At 67.1% G+C, this 20,608-nt stretch carries 21 protein-coding genes and 4 pseudogenes; 20 read left to right on the top strand and 5 right to left on the bottom strand.

Features of this window, described 5'->3' with window-relative positions; translation table 11 throughout:
• Window positions 1–486 precede the first annotated feature (486 nt).
• From STRTUCAR8_RS13970 to STRTUCAR8_RS55630, 9 genes and pseudogenes are all read left to right on the top strand, one after another.
• Complete coding sequence (locus tag STRTUCAR8_RS13970; RefSeq protein WP_006376369.1) at window positions 487–1,410, top strand: LysR family transcriptional regulator; 924 nt, start codon at window positions 487–489, stop codon at window positions 1,408–1,410.
• A gap of 205 nt (window positions 1,411–1,615) precedes the next feature.
• On the top strand, window positions 1,616–1,801 hold the full coding sequence (locus tag STRTUCAR8_RS52505) for a hypothetical protein (protein ID WP_044472167.1): 186 nt from the start codon (window positions 1,616–1,618) through the stop codon (window positions 1,799–1,801).
• A 420-nt stretch (window positions 1,802–2,221) separates the two neighbouring features.
• Window positions 2,222–3,817, top strand: a pseudogene (locus tag STRTUCAR8_RS54145) (APC family permease).
• A gap of 137 nt (window positions 3,818–3,954) precedes the next feature.
• On the top strand, window positions 3,955–5,928 hold the full coding sequence (locus tag STRTUCAR8_RS13955; RefSeq protein ID WP_006376363.1) for an oxidoreductase: 1,974 nt from the start codon (window positions 3,955–3,957) through the stop codon (window positions 5,926–5,928).
• 128 nt (window positions 5,929–6,056) lie between these two features.
• Window positions 6,057–6,509 (top strand): annotated as a pseudogene (locus STRTUCAR8_RS13950) (electron transfer flavoprotein subunit beta/FixA family protein); the annotation flags it as partial.
• 61 nt (window positions 6,510–6,570) lie between these two features.
• Window positions 6,571–7,808, top strand: a protein-coding gene (locus tag STRTUCAR8_RS13940; protein WP_234372747.1) for an IS3 family transposase whose coding sequence is annotated in 2 segments (ribosomal slippage) — window positions 6,571–6,894 and window positions 6,897–7,808 — 1,236 coding nt in all. Because the reading frame shifts where the segments join, the coding sequence is not laid out codon by codon here.
• A complete protein-coding gene (locus STRTUCAR8_RS13935; RefSeq protein ID WP_006376379.1) occupies window positions 7,805–8,221 on the top strand; it encodes an electron transfer flavoprotein subunit beta/FixA family protein in 417 nt (138 codons plus the stop codon). The genes STRTUCAR8_RS13940 and STRTUCAR8_RS13935 overlap by 4 nt, the downstream gene beginning before the upstream one ends.
• Before the next feature lie 47 nt (window positions 8,222–8,268).
• On the top strand, window positions 8,269–8,478 hold the full coding sequence (locus tag STRTUCAR8_RS53340; RefSeq protein WP_006376390.1) for a hypothetical protein: 210 nt from the start codon (window positions 8,269–8,271) through the stop codon (window positions 8,476–8,478).
• Window positions 8,451–8,714, top strand: a pseudogene (locus tag STRTUCAR8_RS55630) (electron transfer flavoprotein subunit alpha/FixB family protein); the annotation flags it as partial. The gene STRTUCAR8_RS53340 and the pseudogene STRTUCAR8_RS55630, both read left to right, overlap by 28 nt.
• Window positions 8,715–8,786: 72 nt before the next feature.
• Here the strand turns inward: STRTUCAR8_RS55630 and STRTUCAR8_RS53330 are convergent.
• The 3 genes and pseudogenes from STRTUCAR8_RS53330 to STRTUCAR8_RS55620 form a co-directional block, all read right to left on the bottom strand.
• Window positions 8,787–9,314: a ferredoxin gene (locus STRTUCAR8_RS53330; RefSeq protein WP_044472173.1), complete on the bottom strand. Its 528-nt coding sequence runs from the start codon at window positions 9,312–9,314 to the stop codon at window positions 8,787–8,789.
• Window positions 9,315–9,343: 29 nt separating this feature from the next.
• Window positions 9,344–9,677 (bottom strand): annotated as a pseudogene (locus STRTUCAR8_RS55625) (IS110 family transposase).
• Window positions 9,674–9,799: a hypothetical protein gene (locus tag STRTUCAR8_RS55620; protein WP_407705496.1), complete on the bottom strand. Its 126-nt coding sequence runs from the start codon at window positions 9,797–9,799 to the stop codon at window positions 9,674–9,676. Before STRTUCAR8_RS55620 ends, STRTUCAR8_RS55625 begins: the two are co-directional and overlap by 4 nt.
• Before the next feature lie 259 nt (window positions 9,800–10,058).
• On the opposite strand from STRTUCAR8_RS55620, the gene STRTUCAR8_RS13915 reads away from it, so the two are divergent.
• The gene (locus tag STRTUCAR8_RS13915; protein WP_006376383.1) at window positions 10,059–10,808 is read left to right on the top strand and encodes an IS5/IS1182 family transposase; all 750 of its coding nucleotides are present in this window, start codon (window positions 10,059–10,061) and stop codon (window positions 10,806–10,808) included.
• 506 nt (window positions 10,809–11,314) lie between these two features.
• Window positions 11,315–11,914, top strand: a complete 600-nt coding sequence (locus tag STRTUCAR8_RS13910; protein ID WP_006376364.1) for a hypothetical protein — start codon at window positions 11,315–11,317, stop codon at window positions 11,912–11,914.
• Between the two features lie 672 nt (window positions 11,915–12,586).
• On the opposite strand, the gene STRTUCAR8_RS13905 is transcribed toward STRTUCAR8_RS13910, so the two are convergent.
• Both STRTUCAR8_RS13905 and STRTUCAR8_RS55350 read right to left on the bottom strand, forming a co-directional pair.
• On the bottom strand, window positions 12,587–13,309 hold the full coding sequence (locus STRTUCAR8_RS13905; RefSeq protein ID WP_006376342.1) for a hypothetical protein: 723 nt from the start codon (window positions 13,307–13,309) through the stop codon (window positions 12,587–12,589).
• 418 nt (window positions 13,310–13,727) lie between these two features.
• On the bottom strand, window positions 13,728–13,907 hold the full coding sequence (locus STRTUCAR8_RS55350; protein WP_006376374.1) for a hypothetical protein: 180 nt from the start codon (window positions 13,905–13,907) through the stop codon (window positions 13,728–13,730).
• A 141-nt stretch (window positions 13,908–14,048) separates the two neighbouring features.
• On the opposite strand from STRTUCAR8_RS55350, the gene STRTUCAR8_RS54135 reads away from it, so the two are divergent.
• The 9 genes from STRTUCAR8_RS54135 (at window position 14,049) to STRTUCAR8_RS13870 (ending at window position 20,528) form a co-directional block, all read left to right on the top strand.
• Window positions 14,049–14,468, top strand: coding sequence for a DUF4265 domain-containing protein (locus STRTUCAR8_RS54135; protein ID WP_234372749.1), 420 nt, complete (start codon window positions 14,049–14,051; stop codon window positions 14,466–14,468).
• Between the two features lie 457 nt (window positions 14,469–14,925).
• Window positions 14,926–15,375 carry a hypothetical protein gene (locus tag STRTUCAR8_RS13895; RefSeq protein WP_006376371.1) on the top strand — a complete coding sequence of 150 codons (450 nt, stop codon included), beginning with the start codon at window positions 14,926–14,928 and terminating at the stop codon, window positions 15,373–15,375.
• Between the two features lie 369 nt (window positions 15,376–15,744).
• Window positions 15,745–16,371, top strand: a complete 627-nt coding sequence (locus tag STRTUCAR8_RS13890) for a hypothetical protein (protein WP_006376368.1) — start codon at window positions 15,745–15,747, stop codon at window positions 16,369–16,371.
• A 2-nt stretch (window positions 16,372–16,373) separates the two neighbouring features.
• The gene (locus STRTUCAR8_RS13885; protein ID WP_006376381.1) at window positions 16,374–16,787 is read left to right on the top strand and encodes an NUDIX domain-containing protein; all 414 of its coding nucleotides are present in this window, start codon (window positions 16,374–16,376) and stop codon (window positions 16,785–16,787) included.
• A gap of 482 nt (window positions 16,788–17,269) precedes the next feature.
• Entirely contained in the window at window positions 17,270–17,413 is a 144-nt protein-coding gene (locus STRTUCAR8_RS53325) for a hypothetical protein (protein WP_006376344.1), read from the top strand.
• 142 nt (window positions 17,414–17,555) lie between these two features.
• Complete coding sequence (locus STRTUCAR8_RS55615) at window positions 17,556–18,092, top strand: winged helix-turn-helix transcriptional regulator (RefSeq protein ID WP_107117898.1); 537 nt, start codon at window positions 17,556–17,558, stop codon at window positions 18,090–18,092.
• A gap of 25 nt (window positions 18,093–18,117) precedes the next feature.
• Window positions 18,118–18,693 carry a TetR/AcrR family transcriptional regulator gene (locus STRTUCAR8_RS13880; protein ID WP_006376373.1) on the top strand — a complete coding sequence of 192 codons (576 nt, stop codon included), beginning with the start codon at window positions 18,118–18,120 and terminating at the stop codon, window positions 18,691–18,693.
• Between the two features lie 90 nt (window positions 18,694–18,783).
• Window positions 18,784–19,572: an SDR family oxidoreductase gene (locus tag STRTUCAR8_RS13875; protein ID WP_006376343.1), complete on the top strand. Its 789-nt coding sequence runs from the start codon at window positions 18,784–18,786 to the stop codon at window positions 19,570–19,572.
• Window positions 19,573–19,637: 65 nt separating this feature from the next.
• Window positions 19,638–20,528 carry an MBL fold metallo-hydrolase gene (locus tag STRTUCAR8_RS13870; protein WP_006376365.1) on the top strand — a complete coding sequence of 297 codons (891 nt, stop codon included), beginning with the start codon at window positions 19,638–19,640 and terminating at the stop codon, window positions 20,526–20,528.
• Window positions 20,529–20,608 lie beyond the last annotated feature (80 nt).

The raw sequence follows: 20,608 nt of genomic DNA, 5'->3' as shown, positions 1-20,608 counted from the left end.
CTGCTCCTCTCTTGGAATCCTGTTCGACGAGCGCTGCTCGTGGGCGGACAGCCAACGCCCGGTCGAAGTTCGCGAGGCTCCGGTCCGCGGCCAGGGCGATGTCCCCACCGCATAGATACGGCCGAGCCCGAGCAGCACTGTCTCCGGCGGCTCCGACCGCCCGCAGTACGAGATCACCGCGAGACCGCGGCTGGCAGCCGATGAACACGGCCAGAGTGATCAGGACATCTGCCCACTGCTGACTTCGCGTTTCAGCCTCGAGCCGATGCCGGGTAACCCTGTGGTCCGCACGCCGCTGTCATGAGATTTCATCGACGCTCCTGACTCCGCGGTCGGACGTGCACTCCGTGGCAACACCGAGGTGGCCAGCGAGCCGGTGCGGCACATGACCGCCGGTGCAACACAGGATGCCGCGACAATTGGTTCATGAATAGCGCGGAAACTTGACCGATATCTTTCAGAATTTCTTCATGGTAGGTTCCGGGCGTGAAGTTCGATCTCCACCGCATGCGGTTGCTTCGAGAGCTGGCGCAACGTGGCACCGTCACCTCGGTGGCCGCCGCGCTGGCCTACAGCCCGTCAGCCGTCTCCCAACAGCTCGCCGTGCTCGAGGAGGAGATCGGAACGAGGCTTTTCGAGCCGGACGGCCGACGCATCAGGCTCACCGAGCAGGCGCACATCCTCGTCGCTCACACAGCCGCCGTGCTGGAACAGCTGGAACGTGCTGAAACAGACATCCTTGCGTCGCTGGACACCGTCCTTGGCACGATCAGACTCGCCACGATCCAGACCGCCGCGCTTGCGCTCGTGCCCGCGATGCTGACCTCGTTGGCGGAGGGCCACCCCGGACTACAGGTTCAGCTCACCCAGGCCGAGCCCGAAGTCGCCCTGCCCGGTCTACTGGCGCGCGAATTCGATCTGGTCTGCGGTGAAAACTACGTCGACTATCCGACCAGCCGCTCGAGCGAGATGAACTCCGATGTGGTTGCCGAAGATCCCATCCGCGTCGCGTTCATGCGACCGCCCGAGGGACGCCAACCGGGCGAGGTAGCTCTTGTCGATCTTGCCCGCTGTCCCTGGGTTCTGGAACCGGAAGGCAGTCCAGGGCGCGACTGGGCCATGGCCACCTGCCGCCAAGCCGGCTTCGAACCGAGAGTGGCCCACGAAACCCCCGACGTACTGGTGCAAGCGCAACTCGTCGCGAGCGGCCACGCGGTGGCGTTCCTGCCGGACCTCACATGGTTCGACCGCGAACCAAGATTCCATCTGCGCCAGATGGCGGCCTCGCACGTACGGCAGATCGTCACGACCTGCCGGGCCGGCTCACACCGCAATCCCGCGCTCGTCGCCGTGCGCGGGGCGCTCCGAGAGGCCTACCGACACAGCAGGCCCAGCATTGGCGACCGTTAGGGCCCGCAGGTCATCAACTCGCTGTCCTGATCTTCGGTGAGACCGTGATGCCTCCGTGCTCGCACGGTCGTAGAGGTGCTCCAGGGTGGTGAGTTGCTGGTCGGTGGGATGGATGGTGTGTCCAGTCGTGCGGAGGAGTTGGCGGATATCGCGCATCCGCGGCAACGGCCGGGGAGCCGTGTGATCCAGCATGGTCCGGTGTCCGATGACCTCGCCGTGGAAGCGGTGGACCTTCGCGAGGCAGGCGTTGCTCGCCGCGCTGTCCGAGGGCAAGGCCTTCGTCGACGAGAGCGGCGCCCGCACCCCCGTGTCCGAGGTGACAGCACAACGACCACCGACTCGGCACGACCCTGACCACGAGGTCAACGCGCTGACCCTGGCGCCGGAGTGATCACGAAAGCCCCGCACAGGAACACCTGGCGGGGCTCTTTCAACCCCACAACACGAAGACCGCGAACGGCGCCCACATGGTCACGCCGAACGTCGGTCAACAGATTCCAGGTGTGGGGCCTCGGGCAGATCAAGAAGTATTTCTTCATGGTTCCATCCATATTTCCCCGCTTTACCTGGAGAGCGGGACGTGCGTCACTTGGCCGCACGCTGATCGAGGGCCCGGGGACTGGATGTCCGCGAAGCGCGTGAAGAACCGCGTCGAACCGTCCTGTGCCCACAGTGCGCGACCGCTTGCCCGTCACGTCGTGTACCGAAATCGCGAGCCAACTCAGCCCCACCTCACCACGAGCGACCAGGAGACAGCGTGAGTGCGAGTACCGATGTAGCCGACCATGGCCTCAAGCGCCAACTGTCCCGCATGAACATCCTTCAGATCACGATCAACTCGATCATCGGAACGGGGTGGCTGTTCAGTGCGATGAACGCTGCCGCGATCGCCGGCCCCGCGGCGCTGATCGCCTGGTTCGTCGCGATCGCGATTCTCGTCCTCATCGCCTTCAACCATGCTGAGCTGGGCGCGATGTTCTCCGTGGCCGGAGGCTCGGCCCGGTTCGTCCACTACTCCCACGGTACCCTCGCCGGATTCGGTATCGGCTGGATGGCCTGGATCTACGGAGCGGCGACCGCCCCCATCGAGGTTCAGGGAGTCCTCAGCTATGCCGAGGGTTACACGCACCTGAACCTGTTCGACGGCGACGGGACCCTTACCTCGCTCGGCTATGTCGTCGCCATATCACTGTTGGCGATCTTCGTCGTGCTCAACCTGTTCGCGATCAAGGCCCTGGGTCGAGTGCACAACGCGATCACCTGGTGGAAGGTCGGCACCATCGTGCTGGTCATCGTGGCTATCCTGTTCGCCCGCTTCCAACCGTCGAACTTCCACTCTCACGGATTCGCGCCTTATGGCTTCCACGGCGTGCTGGCCGCTGTCGCCATCGGCGGCATCGTCTTCGCCTACACCGGCTTCGAGCAGGCCGTTCAGCTCGGCGCCGAGACCAAGAACCCCGGCCGGAACATCCCGTTCGCGCTCCTCGGTTCCCTTGTCGTCTGCTCGATCCTCTATATCGGCCTCCAGGTCGCGTACATCGGCGCGTTTTCGCCCGCGAAACTGGCGCACGGCTGGGAAGCAACCAGCGTCGACGTCACCACGGGCCCGTTCGCGGCTCTGGCCACGTCTCTTGGCCTGGGCCTGATTGCCGCGATCGTCTACATCGACTCCGTCGTTTCCCCGTCCGGCAACGGAATCGCCTAGGTCACCTCGACCGCGCGAGTCACCTACGGGATGGGGCGGAACGGGTACATTCCCGAAGTGGTCACCCGCGTCGACAAGCGCGGCGTCCCCGTCATCGGCGTGATCATCAGTTTCGTGGTCGGCCTGCTGTGTCTGCTGCCGTTCCCGAGCTGGCAGTCCCTCCTCGGATTCCTCACTTCCGCGACGGCCATGCTGTGGGCAGGCGTTCCCATCGCGCTCGGGTCGCTCCGGCGCTCGTTCCCCGACGCGGCCCGTCCGTTCCGCCTCAGACCGGCTGGTCTCTGGGCGCCTCTGGGCTTCGCCGCAGCCAACCTGCTCGTGTACTGGACCGGTTGGGAAACGGACTGGAAGGTCTTCGTCGCCATCGCCATCGGCTACGCGGTGTTCTTCATCAATCGTGCCTTCCAGCAGGCCGAGGAGCGGCCCGACCTCGACTTCCGCTCCTCTTGGTGGGTTTGGGTCTGGATCCTGGGGACAGCGGCCATCAGCTACATGGGCACCTTCGGCCAAGCCTCCCACCCCAGCGGCCTGGGTTACCTGTCGTTCCCCTTCTGGGACACCGCAGTCGTGGTTGCTTTCAGTCTCGCGGTCTACTACCTGGCGATCAGGACGAGACTGCCGGCCGAGAAGGCACGGCAGTACGCCCCGAGCGACGACGAACTCAACCTCACGCCCCGCGTGGGAGCGGCCAGTCTTGGTTAGCCGTCCAGCAGCGCAACCGACCCACTGACGACGACCCGGGCACCCGAATCCGGGCCGCAGGACACCTCGAGGGACCGAGTGCGCCCCCATCGCGCGCACTCGTAACCTGACCCGCGTACAAGACCCAGGACTCAGACATGACGGACTTCCCGAACCTGTTCAACCCGATTCAGGTAGGTCCATACACCCTGAAAAACCGGATCATGAACACCGGTCACGCCGCACACTTCCAACTGGGGGACGGCACCCCGACCGATGCCTACGCTTACTACGTTCGCGAACGAGCCAAGGGCGGTGCCGGTGCCATCGTCACCGGGCATACGGTTCCCGTCTACGACGGCGACGCGTCACTCTCGCTGGCCACCTACAGCGACGCGACCATGGACGCGTTCAGCAAAATGACGCACGGGTGCCACGAGTTCGACGTCCCCCTCATCGCGCAGCTCGGTCACCGTGGACGTCGCCTCATGGATCACGCGGGATTCCTTCGCCGTGACATCGTCGCCCCCTCGCCCGTCCCCACCCCCGACTATTCGGTGCCCCTGTTCATGCCCCACGAACTGTCGACCGGCGAGGTGGAAGGGATCGTCGAGTCGTTCGGCGCCGCCGCGGACCGTATGCGTCGCTGCGACTTCGACGGGATCGAGCTGTCCATCGGCATGGACTACCTGTTCGCGAACTTCCTGCATCCGCACGGCAACCGCCGCGACGACAGGTACGGCGGCGATGACCTGCGTGAACGGATGACGTTCCTCAACGAAGTGATCGAGGTGACGCGCCAAGGCATCGGCAAGGGCCGGATTCTCGGCGTCCGACTCTACGACGACGGTGTGGACTACAGCATGAGTCTGCCCGAGCACGTCGAGCTGGCGAAGATCCTCGAAGCGGAGCGACTCGTCGACTACATCAGCGTCTGGCAGGCCATCACCTCCATCCCCCGAAGCGGTCGCGCGCACTGGCCCAGCCACTACTTCGAGACCGGGGCCTTCGTCCACCTGTCCGAAGCCATGAAGGACGCAGGCATCGAACTGCCGATCATCGGGGCGGGTCGTCAGGACTCGCCGGCCTTCGCTGAGCAGTGCGTCGCCGACGGAAAACTCGACATCGTCGGCATGGCGAAGACCCTCATCGCCGACCCACACTTCCCGAACAAGGCGCGGGAAGGCCGCACCGACGACATCCGTACCTGTATCGCCTGCACCCAGTCCTGCGTCGGCCATGTCGACAAGGGCCTTGGCGTCGGATGCATCTACAACCCCGTCACCGGCCGGGAGCAGGCGTGGGGAGAACTGGAGCCTGCTGACGAACCGAAGCGGGTCGTCATCGTCGGCGCCGGGCCGGCCGGCATGGAAGCCGCCCGCACCGCTGCCATGCGGGGACACGACGTGGTCCTCTTCGAACGAGACCAGCGCATGGGCGGCCAGGTCAACCTCGTCATGATGACACCGAAGCGCGGCAACTTCGAGGAGGTCATCCTCTGGTTCGAACGCCAGCTGCCGAAGCTCGGGGTGGATGTTCGACTCGGTGTAGAGGCTGACGCGAAGACCGTCCTGGCCGAGTCTCCCGATGTCATCCTCGTCGCCACCGGGTCCACGCCCTTCGTTCCGGAGCTGCTCGGCGCGGACCTCCCGCACGTGCGCACCGCACGAGAAGTTCTCGCGGACGACACCGTTGCCGGCAGGAACGTGCTCGTGTTCGACGTCGGCGGCCGTGCAGAAGGGGCCACCACAGCCGACCACCTCGCCGCCAAGCGACACAACGTCAGGTTCGTGACCGGGATGGAGACCGTGGCCCCCGAAATGCCGTCACCGGCGAGACACCATCTGCTCGAAGTGCTCATGAACAGCCCACGAGTCGAACTGCGGACCCACACCTCCATCCACGAGATCGAAGACGGCTCGATCACCACGTTCAATGTCGTCACCTGGGAGCCCGACAGCATCGAGGGCATCGACACCGTCGTCGTAGCCGCCGGCGGCATCGCCGACGACTCGCTCTACCGACAGCTGGCGAAGCAGCACCCAAATGTCCAGGCGATCGGTGACTGCTATCAGCCGCGGGACATCGAGATCGCCATCGTCCAGGGGCATCAGGCCGGTCGCGAGATCTGACAGGTGTAGGGCAGGAGCTGGACCCCCAGGGCGCGCAGCGCCGCCCATGTGACTGCACGTGACATCGTCCCGCATGCCGTGGCGGCGCGCCCTATGCGCAGTCCATGAACATCAGGAAGCAGGACCCAATGAAGATCGCTGTCTGTGTGAAGTATGTGCCTGACGCCACCGGGAACCGGCACTTCCAGCACGACAGGACCGTCGACCGCGTGGGCGTGGACGGACTCCTGTCCGAGCTCGACGAGTACGCCGTGGAGCAGGCGCTCCAGCTCAAGGAGAAGGCCACAAGCCCCGACGACGTCGAGGTGACTGTGTTGTGCGTGGGCCCCGAACAGGCCGTCGACGCGGTCCGCAAGGCGCTGCAGATGGGTGCTGACAACGGCGTGCACGTCCAGGACGACGCGGTCGCGGGCTCCGACGCGATCGCCACGTCGCTGGTACTGGCGAAGGCGGTGCAATGGGGTGGCGGCGCTGATGACGGAGGCATGCCGTACGACCTGGTGATGTGCGGCATGGCGTCCACTGACGGTTCGATGAGCGTGGTGCCGGCGATGCTGGCCCAGCGGCTGTCTGGCCTCCCCCTGAGTGGTGGGCACGCTGATACTGGATCTGCTTGATCCGGAGGAAGCGAGAAGACCGCCGATGGCGATGAAGGACTACTCGGACGAGTTCAAGGCCGATGCCGTGGCCCTGTACGAGTCCACACCCGGGGCGACCTACAAGAGCATCGCCGCTGACCTGGGCGTCAACCGGGCGACCCTGCGGGAGTGGGTGCTGCGGGACCGCGAACGCCGTGGCATCACCGCCACGCCTGCGAAGACGGGCTCCCAGCCCCGGGAGACGGCACCGTCTGCTGATCCGGACGAGCGGGTCCGGCAGCTGGAGGCCCGAGTGGCCGAACTCGAGGCGAGTGAGCGCAAGCTCGCCACCGAGCGGGACATCCTCCGCAAGGCGGCCAAGTATTTCGCCGGAGAGACGAACTGGTGATCAGCCGCTTCCAGTTCGTTGACGACCACCGGGACACCTACGAGGTGAAGCGGCTCTGCCAGGTCCTGGACGTGAACCGGTCCAGCTACTACAAGTGGCTCGCCGGCGCCGAGGCGAGGGCCGCCCGGCAGCACGAGGACCGGATCCTGGCCGGGGAGATCCGCGCGGTCCACGGCGAGTCCGGGGGTGCCTACGGCTCCCCGCGGATAACGGCCGAGCTCCGCGAGAAGGGACGGCTGGTCAACGAAAAGCGCATCGCCCGCCTCATGCGGACGTTCTCCATCACTGGCATCCGCCTGCGCAGACGCGTGCGCACCACCGTCCCGGACCCGGCCACCTCACCGGTCCCGGACCTGTTCCAGCGGGACTTCACCGCCATCGAGCCGGGGCGGAAATACATGGGCGACATCACCTATCTCCCCCTGAAAAACGGAGAGTTCCTCTATCTCGCGACCGTGCTGGACGGCTTCAGCCGCAAGGTCGTCGGCTGGTCCATCGCCGGCCACATGCGCACGAGTTTGGTCGCCGACGCACTGCGGATGGCGGCCGCGACCCGCGGCGGCCTGGACGGCGCCGTGTTCCACTCCGACCACGGAGCCCAGTACGGCTCCCGGGCCTTCGCCGGCCTCTGCGACCAGTTCGGGGTCATACGGTCGATGGGCGCGGTCGGCACCAGCGCGGACAACACGGCCTGCGAGAGTTTCCACGCGTCCCTCAAACGCGAAACCCTCCAGGGCGCCGGTGACTACGGCGATGCGGGCACCTGCAGAAGGACGGTCTTCGCCTGGCTGACCCGCTACAACACCCGCCGCCGGCACTCCGCCAACGGCCAACTCAGCCCCAACGAATACGAACACCGACACCACACCGCTAAAATCACGCTCGCCGCGTGATCAATAACCGCGTGCCCACCTTCACGGGGGAAGGCCCGTCGCTGCCTCAGCTCACCTTGGCCTCGAAAATCGAGACGCAGGGTGTCGAGGTGCGGATCCAGCGCGACGGCGATGTCGCGACCGAAGTGGTCGATGGAGCAATGCCGCTGGTGGTGTCGGTGACTGATCAGTCCGGTGAGGCGCGGTACCCGTCGTTCAAGGGGATCATGGCGGCCAAGAAGAAACGGGTGGAGATCCTGACGCTGTCCGACATCGGGGTCGACGCCGGCGATGTGGGACTTTCCGCGGCGTGGACCGTGGTTGAGGAGACGACCGCGCGTCCGCCGCGTGAGGCCGGCGAGATCGTCAAGGACGAGGATGGCTCGGGTGCCGAGGCCCTGGCTGACTTCCTCGCCACCCACAAGTTCGTCTAGGCAAGTCCGTCCGAGTCATCCGACGATAGATTGCGGAGAGTGCATCCATGTCCGAGATCCTGGTGGTCGTCGACCACGTCGCCGTTCCTGAGGGGGTGGCGATCAAGAAGCCGACGTACGAGATGCTCACGCTCGCGGCGCGCATAGGCGAGGCGTCGGCGGTGTTCATCGGTCCGAGGGCCGAGGGGCGGAGGTCGCCGATGCCGTCAAGCGGTACGGCGCGCAGCGGGTGTACATCGTCGACAACGAGGGTCTGAAGGGCTACCTGGTGGCACCGAAGGCCGAGGCGCTCCAGCAACTCGTGGAGAGAACCTCGCAGTCCGGTGGCGTGGGCGCGGTACTGATCGCCTCATCCGCCGAGGGCAAGGAGGTCGCCGGCCGCCTCGCGATTCTGACCGGCTCCGGGCTGATCACCGACGCCATCGACATCGAGGCCGGAGACGACGGCCCGGTGACCACCCAGTCGGTGTTCGCCGGCAGCTACACGGTCAAGGCCAGGGTCACTCGGGGCGTCCCGATCATCACCGTCAAGTCCAACTCCGCGGTGCCTGATGGGTCACCGCCGTCAGAGCTGCGGCAGTCGGTCCGCAGCTGTGGGAGAGCGTTGCTCCTCAAGCCAGAAGAGATAGACACGGAGATGCGCCGCCAGATCGCCGTCGAGGTAGGCCGCGTACTTCATGGCAGCGGCAGCCACACCTTGCCCTGCCTTCGCGTCGTCGGCCTCCCAGTCGGCTCGCCGGTTTGCCAGGTACTCTCTGATCCGCCCTCGGTCGTGCCACCATTCCCGGACCGCTTCCGGTGTCCAGTGGGTGTCGCCGTCACAGCCGTAGCCGGAGAAGGCCTCAGCTTCTGCTGCGTCGACCAGCTGCTGAAGCTCCTCCGGCGTCCGGGGCTGCCGGTACACGTATTCGGTGAAGTAGTCGGCCTCGTAGAGCACGAGCCCAGGGGCATGGATACGGCCAGTACCGCAGTTGTCGGTCTCGGCTCCGTAGAACGGTCCGGGTGCGTTGAGCCACTTCCACTCCGACCACCGCCCCAGAAACGCTCCGCGTGCGTCGTTGAGCAGAGGCACCGGATCGAAGTAGAGGTCCACGGCAGAAGGTTAGCCACGTTCCGAACGATTCACTGGACACGGCCTAGTGCGGGGAAGTACTCCAGCAGTTGAGCCCGAAGCCGGTTGATGGCGCGGGTCCGATCCGCCGCCAAGTCGTAGCGTCGGGCCGTGAGGATCTTCAGGTCGACCGAGATCTCATCCCACTCAGGCGTCCTTCGCGTCGGTCTTGCCATCGCCCCGGTAGCTGTGGGAGACGTGGTGGACGGTGCGGCCTGGAATGTAGAGCAGGCGCTGACGGTGGCTGGTGAGCAGGGTGGTCAGCAGTGCGGCCCCGCCCGCGTTCAAATCGACTGCCCAGGTCACCGGGCGGTCCTCGGCCAGCGCGTGGACGTCGCCTATCAATTCCAGCAGCTCGGATCGTCGTTGAGGACCCGGCGCGACAACAGCCTGGTGCCGTCCGAGTCGATCACCGTGCAGTGATGCGCGGCCTTGCCGGCATCCGTTCCCGCCCACAGCTCGGGCACCCGAGCCCCCTTCGTCGTTCGGTCTTCTGGACCCTGCAGACGACCACGCCGACGTGTCCTTACGAAGCGATCTCTGTTCGCTCATCCCAATGAGTGGCCGTGTCGCCGCGGGGCACTGGGTGGCCTGTCAGTGAGCGTTTTCAGTGTGGCCACTGATCGGGTGACGGGGGCGTTGTGAGGTCGGGGTGCGCAACGGACAGGGCCCCCGTGCCGTTGAGAGAGGTGTTCGACGTCTCAACTCAGCAGCACAGGAGCCCTGTTGGTTCCGTATCCTGCCGCACTCGACCTGCCCCACGCCCTGGTCGAGTGGGTCACGATGCTCATCGTCACCCGTGAGGGTGACCGGCGGTGCAAACTCCCGCCGCACCGCCGTGCGCTGGTCGCACTCGTGTACCTGCGCCGCCATGACACCCTCGCCCGTATCGCCAGAGCCTTCGGGATATCCGTCGGCACCGCCCACGCCTATGTCACCGCGGTCACCGGTCTGCTCGCCGAGCAAGCCCCCGGCCTGCTGAAGACGCTACGCGTGCACGACCCGGACTTCGTCCTCCTGGACGGCACGCTCGCCGAGTGCGACCGCGTCGGCGACGGCAGGGCCGACTACTCCTCGAAACACAAGCGGCACGGGGTTAACGTGCAGGTCGTCACGGACCCGGCCGGTGAGATTCTGTGGCTGTCGCCGGCGCTGCCGGGCCGGACCCACGATCTGACGGCCGCCCGCACCCACAAGACCCTCCGGATCTGTGCGCGCCAGGGCGTCCCGATCCTCGCCGACATGGCCTACATCGGTGCAGGCGACTGGGTCACCACCGCCAAGCGCCGCCCGCCAGGCGGTGAACTCACTGTCACCGAGCGGACCGAGAACCGGGCCCTGTCCGTGGCCCGGGCGCCTGTCGAACGAGGCATGGCACGGCTGAAGTCCTGGCAGATCTTCCGCAGATCCCGCATCAGCCCCAACCGCATGACCGTCATCACCAGAGCTGTCCTCACCCTGGAGAGACAACGCTGAAAACGCTCAGTCAAAGCCACACATACGGCATGAGCGCTTCAGCTACACCCAGGCCCCTGGGTCTCCCGATCGCACGAAGGACCAGAATCAACCCGCCAACAAGGTAAGGAGCGCTTCAGTTGGCCAGTGAGTGGTTGATTTGGCCACTTGAGCGTTCGACTACGGTCAGTCCCTCGCGCTGCGGCACGGTAGTTGGTGTCACGCCAGGCCAGTCGGCACAATCCGTGCGACACGTCGAAGTTCCGGTTGGCTTCGTCAGTCAGGTCACGGCTTGGAACGGCGGGCGGAGCCGCGGGACATCAGCGTCTCCACCCACTGCCAGGTTCTCGGTGACCACCCGTGGGCGGCTGTGCTTCTGCTCAGAGCTGATCGCTTCGGAGACGAGCCGATGTTCCCGCCCGTTCCGGCCCCTGCAGGGTGAAGCCGGTCACCCCCAAATAATCAACTGGGCGACCAGTCCACACCGTGAAAGGATCCCTGCTCAGAGCCAGAGGAGGCGAAGCGGTATGGGGCTGGACTACAGTTACGAGATCTTCATGCCGCCTCGGAACGTTGCGAGGGCCCTGACCCGGCTGGCCGAGCTCGCCACGCAAGGCCGCCACACGCCACCGCTTCCGATTACGCTGCCGAGCGGCGAGCAGTTGACCGTGCCGTTCACCTCGAGGTTCAAGAGCGAACCGGTCGACTGTTCGGCAGGCGGCACGCTCGAACTGGACACCTCAGTCATGGTTGGCGTCGACGAAGCGGTGCGCGAGTTCCACCTCCGGGATTCCGACAGGGTCGACGAGCAGGGACGAGTGTCGGTGGGGTACATCTACCTGACTGTCACGTTCTCGCCCACACAGCACCCGAATTTCGCGTCGCTGCAGTTCATGGCGGCCACCTCGGGCATGAGCCGGATGTTCATGCAGTCCGCGACCGTCAGGCAGGTGTTCACCGACCTCACCGCCGCCACCGGCGGTGTGTGCTGCCTACTCGACACCGAGGCCGACGTCTTCGACATCTGCTGGCTCAACGGCGAGACGGTCAGTGACGAGACTGTTCCGGGTGCCCGTTTCCCGCGCTTCCACGATCTCGTCGCCGCCTGGCGCGAACCGGTAGAGTAGGACGCCGTCCGGGACTTGGACCATGCCGCGCCGTGTACGTCGTTCACGGAGCCAGGACACCGCATGTCACGGGCGAACGGACGAAATCACCCACCTTGTTGGCGGGTTGATTCTGGTCCTTCGGGAGACCCAGGGGCCTGGGTGTAGCTGAAGCGCTCATGCCGTACGTGTGGCTTTGACTGACAGGCCACCCAGTGCCCCGCGGCGACACGGCCACTCATTGGGATGAGCGAACAGAGATCGCTTCGTAAGGACACGTCGGCGTGGTCGTCTGCAGGGTCCAGAAGACCGAACGACGAAGGGGGCTCGGGTGCCCGAGCTGTGGGCGGGAACGGATGCCGGCAAGGCCGCGCATCACTGCACGGTGATCGACTCGGACGGCACCAGGCTGTTGTCGCGCCGGGTTTCACGCGGAGCGGTGCCTCTGTTTCGCCGAGGACCTCGCGCTGCCAGCTGGCCAGCAGGGCGAAGTTCAGCGGGGTGCGGCGTGCGGCAACGGCTCGGGCCAAGGTGTGGGCAGCGAGCAGACGCTGGGCACGCACGGAGTCGCGCCGGCGCACCGGCCCTTCGCACCACGTCCGGAAACCGTCGCTTGTAGGAGGAATCCGCAGGAGGACGGGTGCGTGTTGCCAGTTGGCCTCACGGCGCGCATGCAGCCAGACCGAAAGACTGTCAGTAGCGGTCATGGAGATCCTCCAGCGCGGCCCTCTCACGATGGTCCCGGTAGGGGGCGCGACCGGTGAGGCCAACGGCGAGGTCACCGCCGACGGATTCGATCTGAGTCCGTTCCGGGGTAACCCAGCTCTTGAACCGGCCGCCGATCGCGTTCTCCACCGCGCGCGCGGCTTCGGCTCGGTCCAGGCCGGTGCTGGTGAGGAACCAGCCCAGAACCATCGAGGCCTGCCCGTGCCAGCCGCCCTCCGCGCCCGAGTCCAGTGCGTGGGTCACGAGCCGGACGCAGGCCCGCTCCAGGTGCCAGCTGCGATCCTCGGGTGAGGCATCCGGCGGCGGCGCCAGTTCGGCGAAGCGCTGGGCCGTGCGCTCCAGCCACTTCCGCCACTCCAGCAGTGCGGCTACGACGCGTGCCGCAGTCTCGTCGGGGGTCGTCACCGAGTTCGGCCCGCTGACCCAGTTACCGATGGGCCCGCCGTCGCGGTAGCACCAGTTCCATCCCCAGGCCCAGGTGCCGTATCGCTCCCGGATGATCGCGTCCACCTGGCTTTCACACCAGCGTTCGCCCTGCCACCAGCCGCCCATCCCGGAGAGCACGGGCGGCACCCACTCGCGGACCAGCGAGCGGAGGCGGGCTTCCTCGTCCTCATCCCAGGCGAACGGGTGTCGGGCCGGGTCGAGTTCATCCCAGTTTCGAATGCCCTCGTAGGTGATGGGGGGCACACGGTTTTCGGGGAAGGGCAGGGTGTCACGGTTGTACGTCAGCGCTGGCCACTCTTCTGTCCGATGTGATCAAACCCCTAGTATCGGCTCGAAACCCCTCGGCTTGCGAACGATTTTCCGGACCGTACTCCGTGCCGGACCTATAGCCCGCTCCCATCGTCACCGACCGCTGGTTCGCGCAGCGGCCGACGCCATCACCACCCATCCAACCGCTACGCCCCCGGCCCGGCGGACCCATGCGGCCAGAGCACTAGCTGGAGGCGTCGGCCATCTCCGGCTTGTGGTGCTTGAGCGCGGTACGGGCAGCGAGGACGTCGGCCGAGGTGAATTCGCTCCAGTACGCGTGCGTGATGATCGTTCCCGCGAGTTCGAGCTCCCGCTTCCGTAGCCGGGCGATCTCCGCCGCGTCCTGGGGATCTCAGCCGGGGGAGGCGGGGCGGGACGCTTGCCGCCAGGCGTTGTCGTGCATCTTCCCCGCGTCCAGCGGTTCCGCCGACCACGGCACCCGCCGGTAGAGGGTCTGCAGATCAGCGCGGACCTGACGGAGTTCGTCCTGAGCGTCGGTCAGGTCCTGGGGGGAGCCGTACGAAGCTGCCACGCGGCAAAGGTAACTGCCGTTCGAACCGAGCTTCGGTCCGCCGCGCGGCACCGTCCGCTGCGCCCCCTTTGCGCCTTCTCCTGCACGATCTCGCGCGCCTTCTCCTGCGAACCTCGCCGACGTCACACCCGCCGTTTGGGCGTGGTCGGGCCTCAGTTCATACCCACTGGCCCCCTGGGCGAGAGCCCACAGGCGGTCCATCAGCGTTTTTCGCAGTTCGGGCTTGGAGGTGAGGTCTTCAGTGGGGGCTTCCCCATGGTGGCTTTCACCGTGCCGGCAGATGTGGACTTCGCCGGCGTCAGGGCTCTTTTGGCACGGGGCAGACGGAGGAGTGGTGGCGCTGCGAAGTCAACTGCGGCACCGGCGAATGGTGGAGCGCCTGATTTCTGCGGGAGCCTGCCGCCCCTGTGCTTTGAGCCCTGCCTCCCACTCGAAAGCGCCCATGCACTAGACCACTCACTTGGCATTCGCCGGACATTGAAGCGGCCTTCGCCTGATCATGTGCTACGACCAAGGTGCACAGATCGGGACGAAGGCCGTGAGGGTGAGTCTGCTGCCTGATGCTGCTCCCGGCCGGCGTGGGCCGCGCCGCGCGATCTGGTCACACCCGGCCCTGAGCCAGACCTGAGTGAACCCCTCGACACCCGGTGCGCCGAGGGGTTGTGGCGAGAATGCGCCGACGTCCGTGCGTTGTCGTGCTCTTGGGCGGATCCGCGACGGCGGGGTGCCGGGCGCGGAAGGCCACAGGTCGCCCCGGCCGCAGCCTGGCGTTTCCGGCTTGCGACGTCCCCGGACGAGGATCTCGGCCGTGGCGGCGCGGATTGATCCGGCGCGCGGGCGGTGGGCCCGGGCGACGCCGCAACCTCACCGCCCACCCAGGTCACGGCCACCCGACCGTGTTCCCGGCCCGCCCGGTCAACTCGGCCGGATCGAGCCGGTGCCGGGTCACAACCCTGCGCACCCGGCACGTGTCTGATCTATCAGGAGCAAGGCACTCCTAAGGCCATAAGGGGGAAATATGAGGTTCAATCATTCTGTTCTTGCCGGTACCGCGATGGCGGCCCTGGCAGTCGGCGCAACGACCGTTCTGGCCGGCCCCGCCTCCGCAGCACCGAACACCACCGCGCAGAAGGTCTGCGGAAGCAGCTACAAGACCGTCAACTCCGCGCCCGTCGGCACGCAGGGCACCGTCTACCTGACCTACAACGCCTCCAACGGCAAGAACTGCGTTGCCACCATCCGCACCAACCCTGGCACCGCGCGCGACATGGGCGCGTGGATCTATGTCTCCGACACCGAGGAGTACGCCCAGGACGAGGGCGCGTACACGTCGTACGCCGGACCGGCCTATGTCCAGGGCAAGGCCCACTGCGTCGACTGGGGCGGCCACATCGACAACGTGTACGTCTACGTGACGGGCTCCAACTGCGCCTCGCTGAAGGAGCACCGGGTCACCACGGTCCGCTGACCCACGGAGCGCTGCCGCGGTCCGGCCCACTCCCGTCGGCAGGGGGTGGGCCGGATTCCGTCGCCGGCCCGGATGCCCGTTGTCCCCGTGCAGACGAGGGCAGCCCCTGGCCGGAAGTGGCGGAACTGTGCCTGTGACGCGGGTCTCCCGCGCCCGCCGCTCCGCTTCCACGACCTCAGAGTCAGGCTGAACTTCCGAACGTGAGCCGATCACGGGCGGGAGTGAGAGCGATCACCGGCCTTGAACCCGGTGGCAGGACGGTGACAATCGGGACGGATCCGTAGCGGATGTACAGGGCAACTGTCACGGGTGGCGGTGGGTCTTACGGGGGGGCAAGGGCACAAGCCCGCGCGTTCGACCGGGGAATCAATGGGGGAGACCATGCAGATCCGTACCCGAGGCATCCGTACCACCGTGGCCGCGCTGGCGGCGGTGGCCGGTGTCGCCGCAGCCGCTGTCCCGGCCGCCGCCACGCCGGCTTCCGACACACCCCGGTTCCTGGAGCCGGCCGACCTGCCGCCCCACCCGTCCTCGCCGTGGTACGCCGGAGCGGTCACGGCCGGCCAGCCCGACCCGCTGCCGATGTGCGTGGGCGACGCACTGCCGTCCACCACCACGCACCGGGAGTACTGGACGGAGTACGACACGAACGCCCAGCAGCTCACGGTCGAGGGGCGCAGCGAACAGTGGGCGAAGGACTTCGCGGCGCTGCTGCGCAAGGACCTGGCCGGCTGCGCGAAGAAGCTCATGCAGCAGGACCCGGACATCACGGCGACGCAGAAGTACTACGGCCGGCTGAACGTCGAGGAGGGTGCCGACGTCTACGGCATCCACACAGCCTCTGCCTGGGGCTCCTCCGACATCGGCCTCTTCTCGGTCGGCCGCGACGGTGCCACCGTGACGGTCGTCCGGTGGGGCCGGATGGGCACTTTCCAGCACGCCCAGGTGGCCGACTTCAAGGCCACGACCGTCACGGCGGTCAACAAGCTGTACTGAGCTTGTTCTTTTTCTTCCGGTCTCGAACTGAGTCCTCACCTGGGAGTCGCCGGACATGGGGGCGGCTTCTGGGGGAGGACCACGCCACGGCAACCCTCCGTGAGCTGGGTGAAGAGCTTGGCATCGACGAGAAGGCGATCGAGCTCGGGCCCCAGCTCGCGGAGCGCACCAAGGAGCATCTGGTCGGCGGGCGCGAAGTCCGGCGGGTGGAGCTGTACTACCTCACCCGCCTCTCCGTATCCGACGTCGACCCGGCCCGTGCGACGCAGCCCGACAGCATCCGCGAGTACCGCTGGTGGACCCTGACCGAACTGCGCACCACCCACGAGACGGTTTACCCCGCAGGTCTCGCCGACCTGGTCGCGGCCGTTGCCGCAGGACACACGCCGTCGCAGCCGGTGGTCCTGGCTGGCTGACATCACGGCCATCGGCGCTCCTTCCGGCCGTTGGGTCCGCAGGACCTGGGGCGGGTAGATCCTCGGGATGGCGAAGAAGAAGACGAAGATGAAGAGGACAACAGCCAAGAGGACGGCGACGGCAGGTTCCTCAGCGGGGTGGGCCCGGCTGACGCGCCGGCAGCTCTGGACGGTGTGCCGGGGCCCGACGGTGTGCGGATCGGGCTTTCGAGGCCGGGGGGAAGTCGCCGTGGTGAACACGCTGGTGAAGGAGGCCGCCGACGATCTGGAGGCCGGCCATCTCGAAGCACTCGCTCGCGGGGAGTACGGGACGTGGCTGATGGACGCCCTCGCGGGCACCGATCCCGGGGAGCGGCTCGTGAGAGCGGCGGCAGCCGGGGAACTCCAGCGGGCGGCGGGAGAGCTGTCCCTGCCGCTGGTCGCGCGGGACGGCGACGGCCGAATCGTCGGCGCGCTGCAGCAAGGAGGTCACCGAGGCGCAGTTGCGGAGCCTGTTCGGCGAGCGTGGCCGACACCCGTACGCGGACCGGATCGAGGCCGACCGGCTCGCCAAGGGCGACTCCCCGAAGAAGGCGTCCAAGGCCGGCGCCCTCGGACGCCGGGTGACGGTCACCGGCGTCGACTAACTCCCGCGTCCGCGCGGACCGCTACACCGACCAGGGCGATGCCGATGGAGTGCACCCGGTGCGCAAAGGCGACCAGCGGGCGCGCCGCCCGCAGGAGCCCGGACCGCACCGCGGCCGGGAGGCCGGCCACTGAGTGCACCCGATGCCGTGGTGCGCACCGACGATGCCCGGTACCACTCCACCGAGTGGAGTCCACTGGCGGGAGTGGACGACACCGTGGGGGAGTGGGCGACATCGACGGGGACGATGCCGTGCATCCACCCGATGCCACCCGCCGCGTTTCTCCTTGACCTCGGCTCAGTTCAAGGAGAAACGCGCTGCCCTCAACCGGCCGACTCCATCGCACGGCCCCCACCCGATGCGCACCACCTACCGAGTGGATGCGCACCGGATGGCGCCTTCCCTGACGATGCGGCTGCGGCCACCGAGCTCGGCGAGGCGCTCGTGCTGGACGGCACCGCAAACGCTTCACCGAGTTGCGCGCCGCGCTCCCGGGGATCAGCTTCAAGACCCTGTCCTCACGGCTCCGGCGTTCGTCTTCATCGGGCTGGTCACCCGCACCGCCTACCCGGGGATCCCACCCCGGGTGGAGTACCAGCTCACCCGGGAAGGCACACGACTTCAGGTCGGCCGCGCTGATCTTTGGCGTTGGCCTGCGGCCCCAGTATTTGACCCATAGGTCAAATACTGGCTACGGTAGCGGTATGGGCAGACCGAAGGGCTTCGAGCCGGACGTGGTCATCGCGCAGGCGATGGAGACGTTCTGGACCAAGGGCTACACCGACACCTCCCCGGCCGACCTCGCGGAGGTGACCGGAGTGGCCAAGGGCAGCCTGTACCACTCCTTCGGTTCCAAGCGTCAGCTGTTCGGCAAGGTGCTGGACCTTTACGGCCGGACGCGAGCCGAGCAGGCCGAGGAGTTCCTCTCGCGGCCGGGCACCGCCAAGGAGCGCATCCGCGCCTACTTCCTGTTGCTCGTGGACGCGGACCTGAACGGGCCGGTCCGGCGCGGATGTCTGGCCCAGAACACGATCGGGGAGCTGGGCGGGCGCGACCCGGAGGCCGCACGCCTGGTGCTCCGCATGGAGGAGGGTCTGATCGAACTCCTCGCCGTCCGTATCACGCAAGGGCGGCGGGACGGTGACGTCGACCGGGACGTCGACGCCAGAGCGCAGGCACTGTTCCTCCAGAACACCCTCGCCGGGCTACGGGTCATGGCCAAGACGTTCGACCGGCCGGCGCTCCATCGGATCATCGACACGGCCCTGACGGGCCTCTGAGCAACGGCACTTCGGGCAAACGGCTCCTTTTGGCGCCCTAATTTTTGACCTTCAGTTCAAGAATCTGCGCTGCTTCACGAAAGGGAGATCATGGACCTTGGCATCAGCGGAAAGACCGCTCTGGTCACCGGCGCGAGTCGCGGCATCGGCCTCGCGATCGCTCGGACCCTGGCCGCGGAGGGCGTCCGGGTGGTGGGTGCCGCCCGTACCGTCACCTCCGAGCTGGAGGAGGTGGCCGCCGCGGCCGTCTCCGTCGACCTCAGCACCCGCGACGGGGCGACCTCGGTCGCCGATCAGGCGCGCGCCGCGGTCGGCGGGATCGACTTCCTCGTCAACAACGTCGGCGCGGGCGACCCGGACGGGCTGACCGTCGGCACAGTCCTCGACATCGACGACGAGCAGTGGCAGCGGATCTTCGATCTCAACCTGTTCAGCGCGGTGTGGACCACCAAGGCGGCGTTGCCGAGCATCCTTCAACGCAAGGGCGCGATCGTGAACATCTCCTCGATCAACGCCCGCGTGCACACCGGCACGCCGGTCGGCTACGCGGAGGCCAAGGCGGCCTTGACCCAGTTCGGCAAGCGGCTCAGCGAGGAGCTGGCGCCGCGCGGTGTCCGCGTGAACACCGTCTCCCCGGGCACCGTGGCCAGCAGGCTGTGGACCGACCCGGACGGTTTCGGCGGCAAGGTCGCCGCCGCATACGGGGTCGGCCACGGCGACCTGCTCGCCTCTCTGCCCGCGCAGGTCGGCATCGCCTCGGGGCGCCTGACCGAACCTGAGGAAGTGGCGGACCTGGTCGCCTTCTTGCTGTCTGAGCGCGCGGCCAACATCCATGGCGCCGACCACGTCATCGACGGCGGCACCCTCAAGGCCGCCTGACAGCGGCATGCCCGACCAGCCGCCCGTCCCCTCCCACCCTTCACTCCACAACCGGAGGTTTCACCGTGGACTCCACCCCGCGCTCGCCTGCTTCGAACGACGTACCCCTGAGGGCGACCGTCTTCGCCGGCCACTGGCCGACGATCCCCGCCCAGGAGAGCGCCGAGGTCCCGCCCGGCACGTTCTCGCCGACGACCGCGACGCTGATCAGCGGCCCCACCGAGATCGTCCTGATCGACGCCCTGCACCTCAAGGCCGAGGTGCGGGAACTGGGTGATCTCATCGAGCGGACCGGCAAGCGCCTGACCACCGTCTACGTCACGCACGACCACGCCGACCACTACCTCGGCATCGGCCCGCTCCTGGAGCGTTTCCCCAGTGCGAAGGCGGTGACGCTGCCGCACATCCTGGAGTCGATGCGCACCACCTGGGCCGCACAGGCGGCGCAGTGGAAACTGATGTTCGGCGACAAGGCAGTGCCGCACGGGCCGATGCCCGAAGCGCTGGAGGGCACGACCCTGTACGTCGACGGCTGTCCGGTCGACGTCATCCCGGTCAAGCAGGCCGACATTCACCCCACGAGCATTGTTCACGTCCCGGCTATCGACGTCGTCGTCGCGGGGGACTCGATCTACAACGAGGTCTTCCCCATGCTCGCTCTCTCGACCCCGGAGGAATGGAAGGACTGGCTCGACACCCTCCAGGTCATCGAGGACCTCGCGCCGCGCATGGTCGTGGCCGGGCACCGTCGCCCCGACGGCGACGACCACGCCGTCGCGGCCATGCTCAGTCAGACCCGGTCGTTCATCCACGACTTCGCCGCCGCATCCGAGGTCGCCAAGGAAACCGGTGAGCTCTTCGGCATGATGAAGGCGAAGTACCCGCACCACGCCAACGACTGGAGCCTGCTGGTCTCGGCGCACGCGACGACGCAGCGAAACGGCTCGGCTTCGTAGCCACCCCCTGCCCCCACGGCGAACGGCCGGCTCCGCGCATGCGAAGCCGGCCGTTCGGCATCTCCGCCAGCTGGGTGAAG

The sequence above is a fragment of the Streptomyces turgidiscabies Car8 genome (assembly GCF_000331005.1).
Taxonomy (GTDB): Bacteria; Actinomycetota; Actinomycetes; order Streptomycetales; family Streptomycetaceae; genus Streptomyces; species Streptomyces turgidiscabies.
Note: the sequence above shows the minus strand (reverse complement) of the source record. Positions and strands in the feature narration are given on the sequence as shown.

Coding starts and splice junctions, on each gene's coding strand:
- STRTUCAR8_RS52505 (WP_044472167.1), top strand. CDS start 1,616: ATGACCTCGCCGTGGAAGCGGTGGACCTTCGCGAGGCAGGCGTTGCTC.
- STRTUCAR8_RS13955 (WP_006376363.1), top strand. CDS start 3,955: ATGACGGACTTCCCGAACCTGTTCAACCCGATTCAGGTAGGTCCATAC.
- STRTUCAR8_RS53340 (WP_006376390.1), top strand. CDS start 8,269: ATGTCCGAGATCCTGGTGGTCGTCGACCACGTCGCCGTTCCTGAGGGG.
- STRTUCAR8_RS13910 (WP_006376364.1), top strand. CDS start 11,315: ATGGGGCTGGACTACAGTTACGAGATCTTCATGCCGCCTCGGAACGTT.
- STRTUCAR8_RS13895 (WP_006376371.1), top strand. CDS start 14,926: ATGAGGTTCAATCATTCTGTTCTTGCCGGTACCGCGATGGCGGCCCTG.
- STRTUCAR8_RS13890 (WP_006376368.1), top strand. CDS start 15,745: ATGGGGGAGACCATGCAGATCCGTACCCGAGGCATCCGTACCACCGTG.
- STRTUCAR8_RS55615 (WP_107117898.1), top strand. CDS start 17,556: ATGCCGTGGTGCGCACCGACGATGCCCGGTACCACTCCACCGAGTGGA.
- STRTUCAR8_RS13880 (WP_006376373.1), top strand. CDS start 18,118: ATGGGCAGACCGAAGGGCTTCGAGCCGGACGTGGTCATCGCGCAGGCG.
- STRTUCAR8_RS13875 (WP_006376343.1), top strand. CDS start 18,784: ATGGACCTTGGCATCAGCGGAAAGACCGCTCTGGTCACCGGCGCGAGT.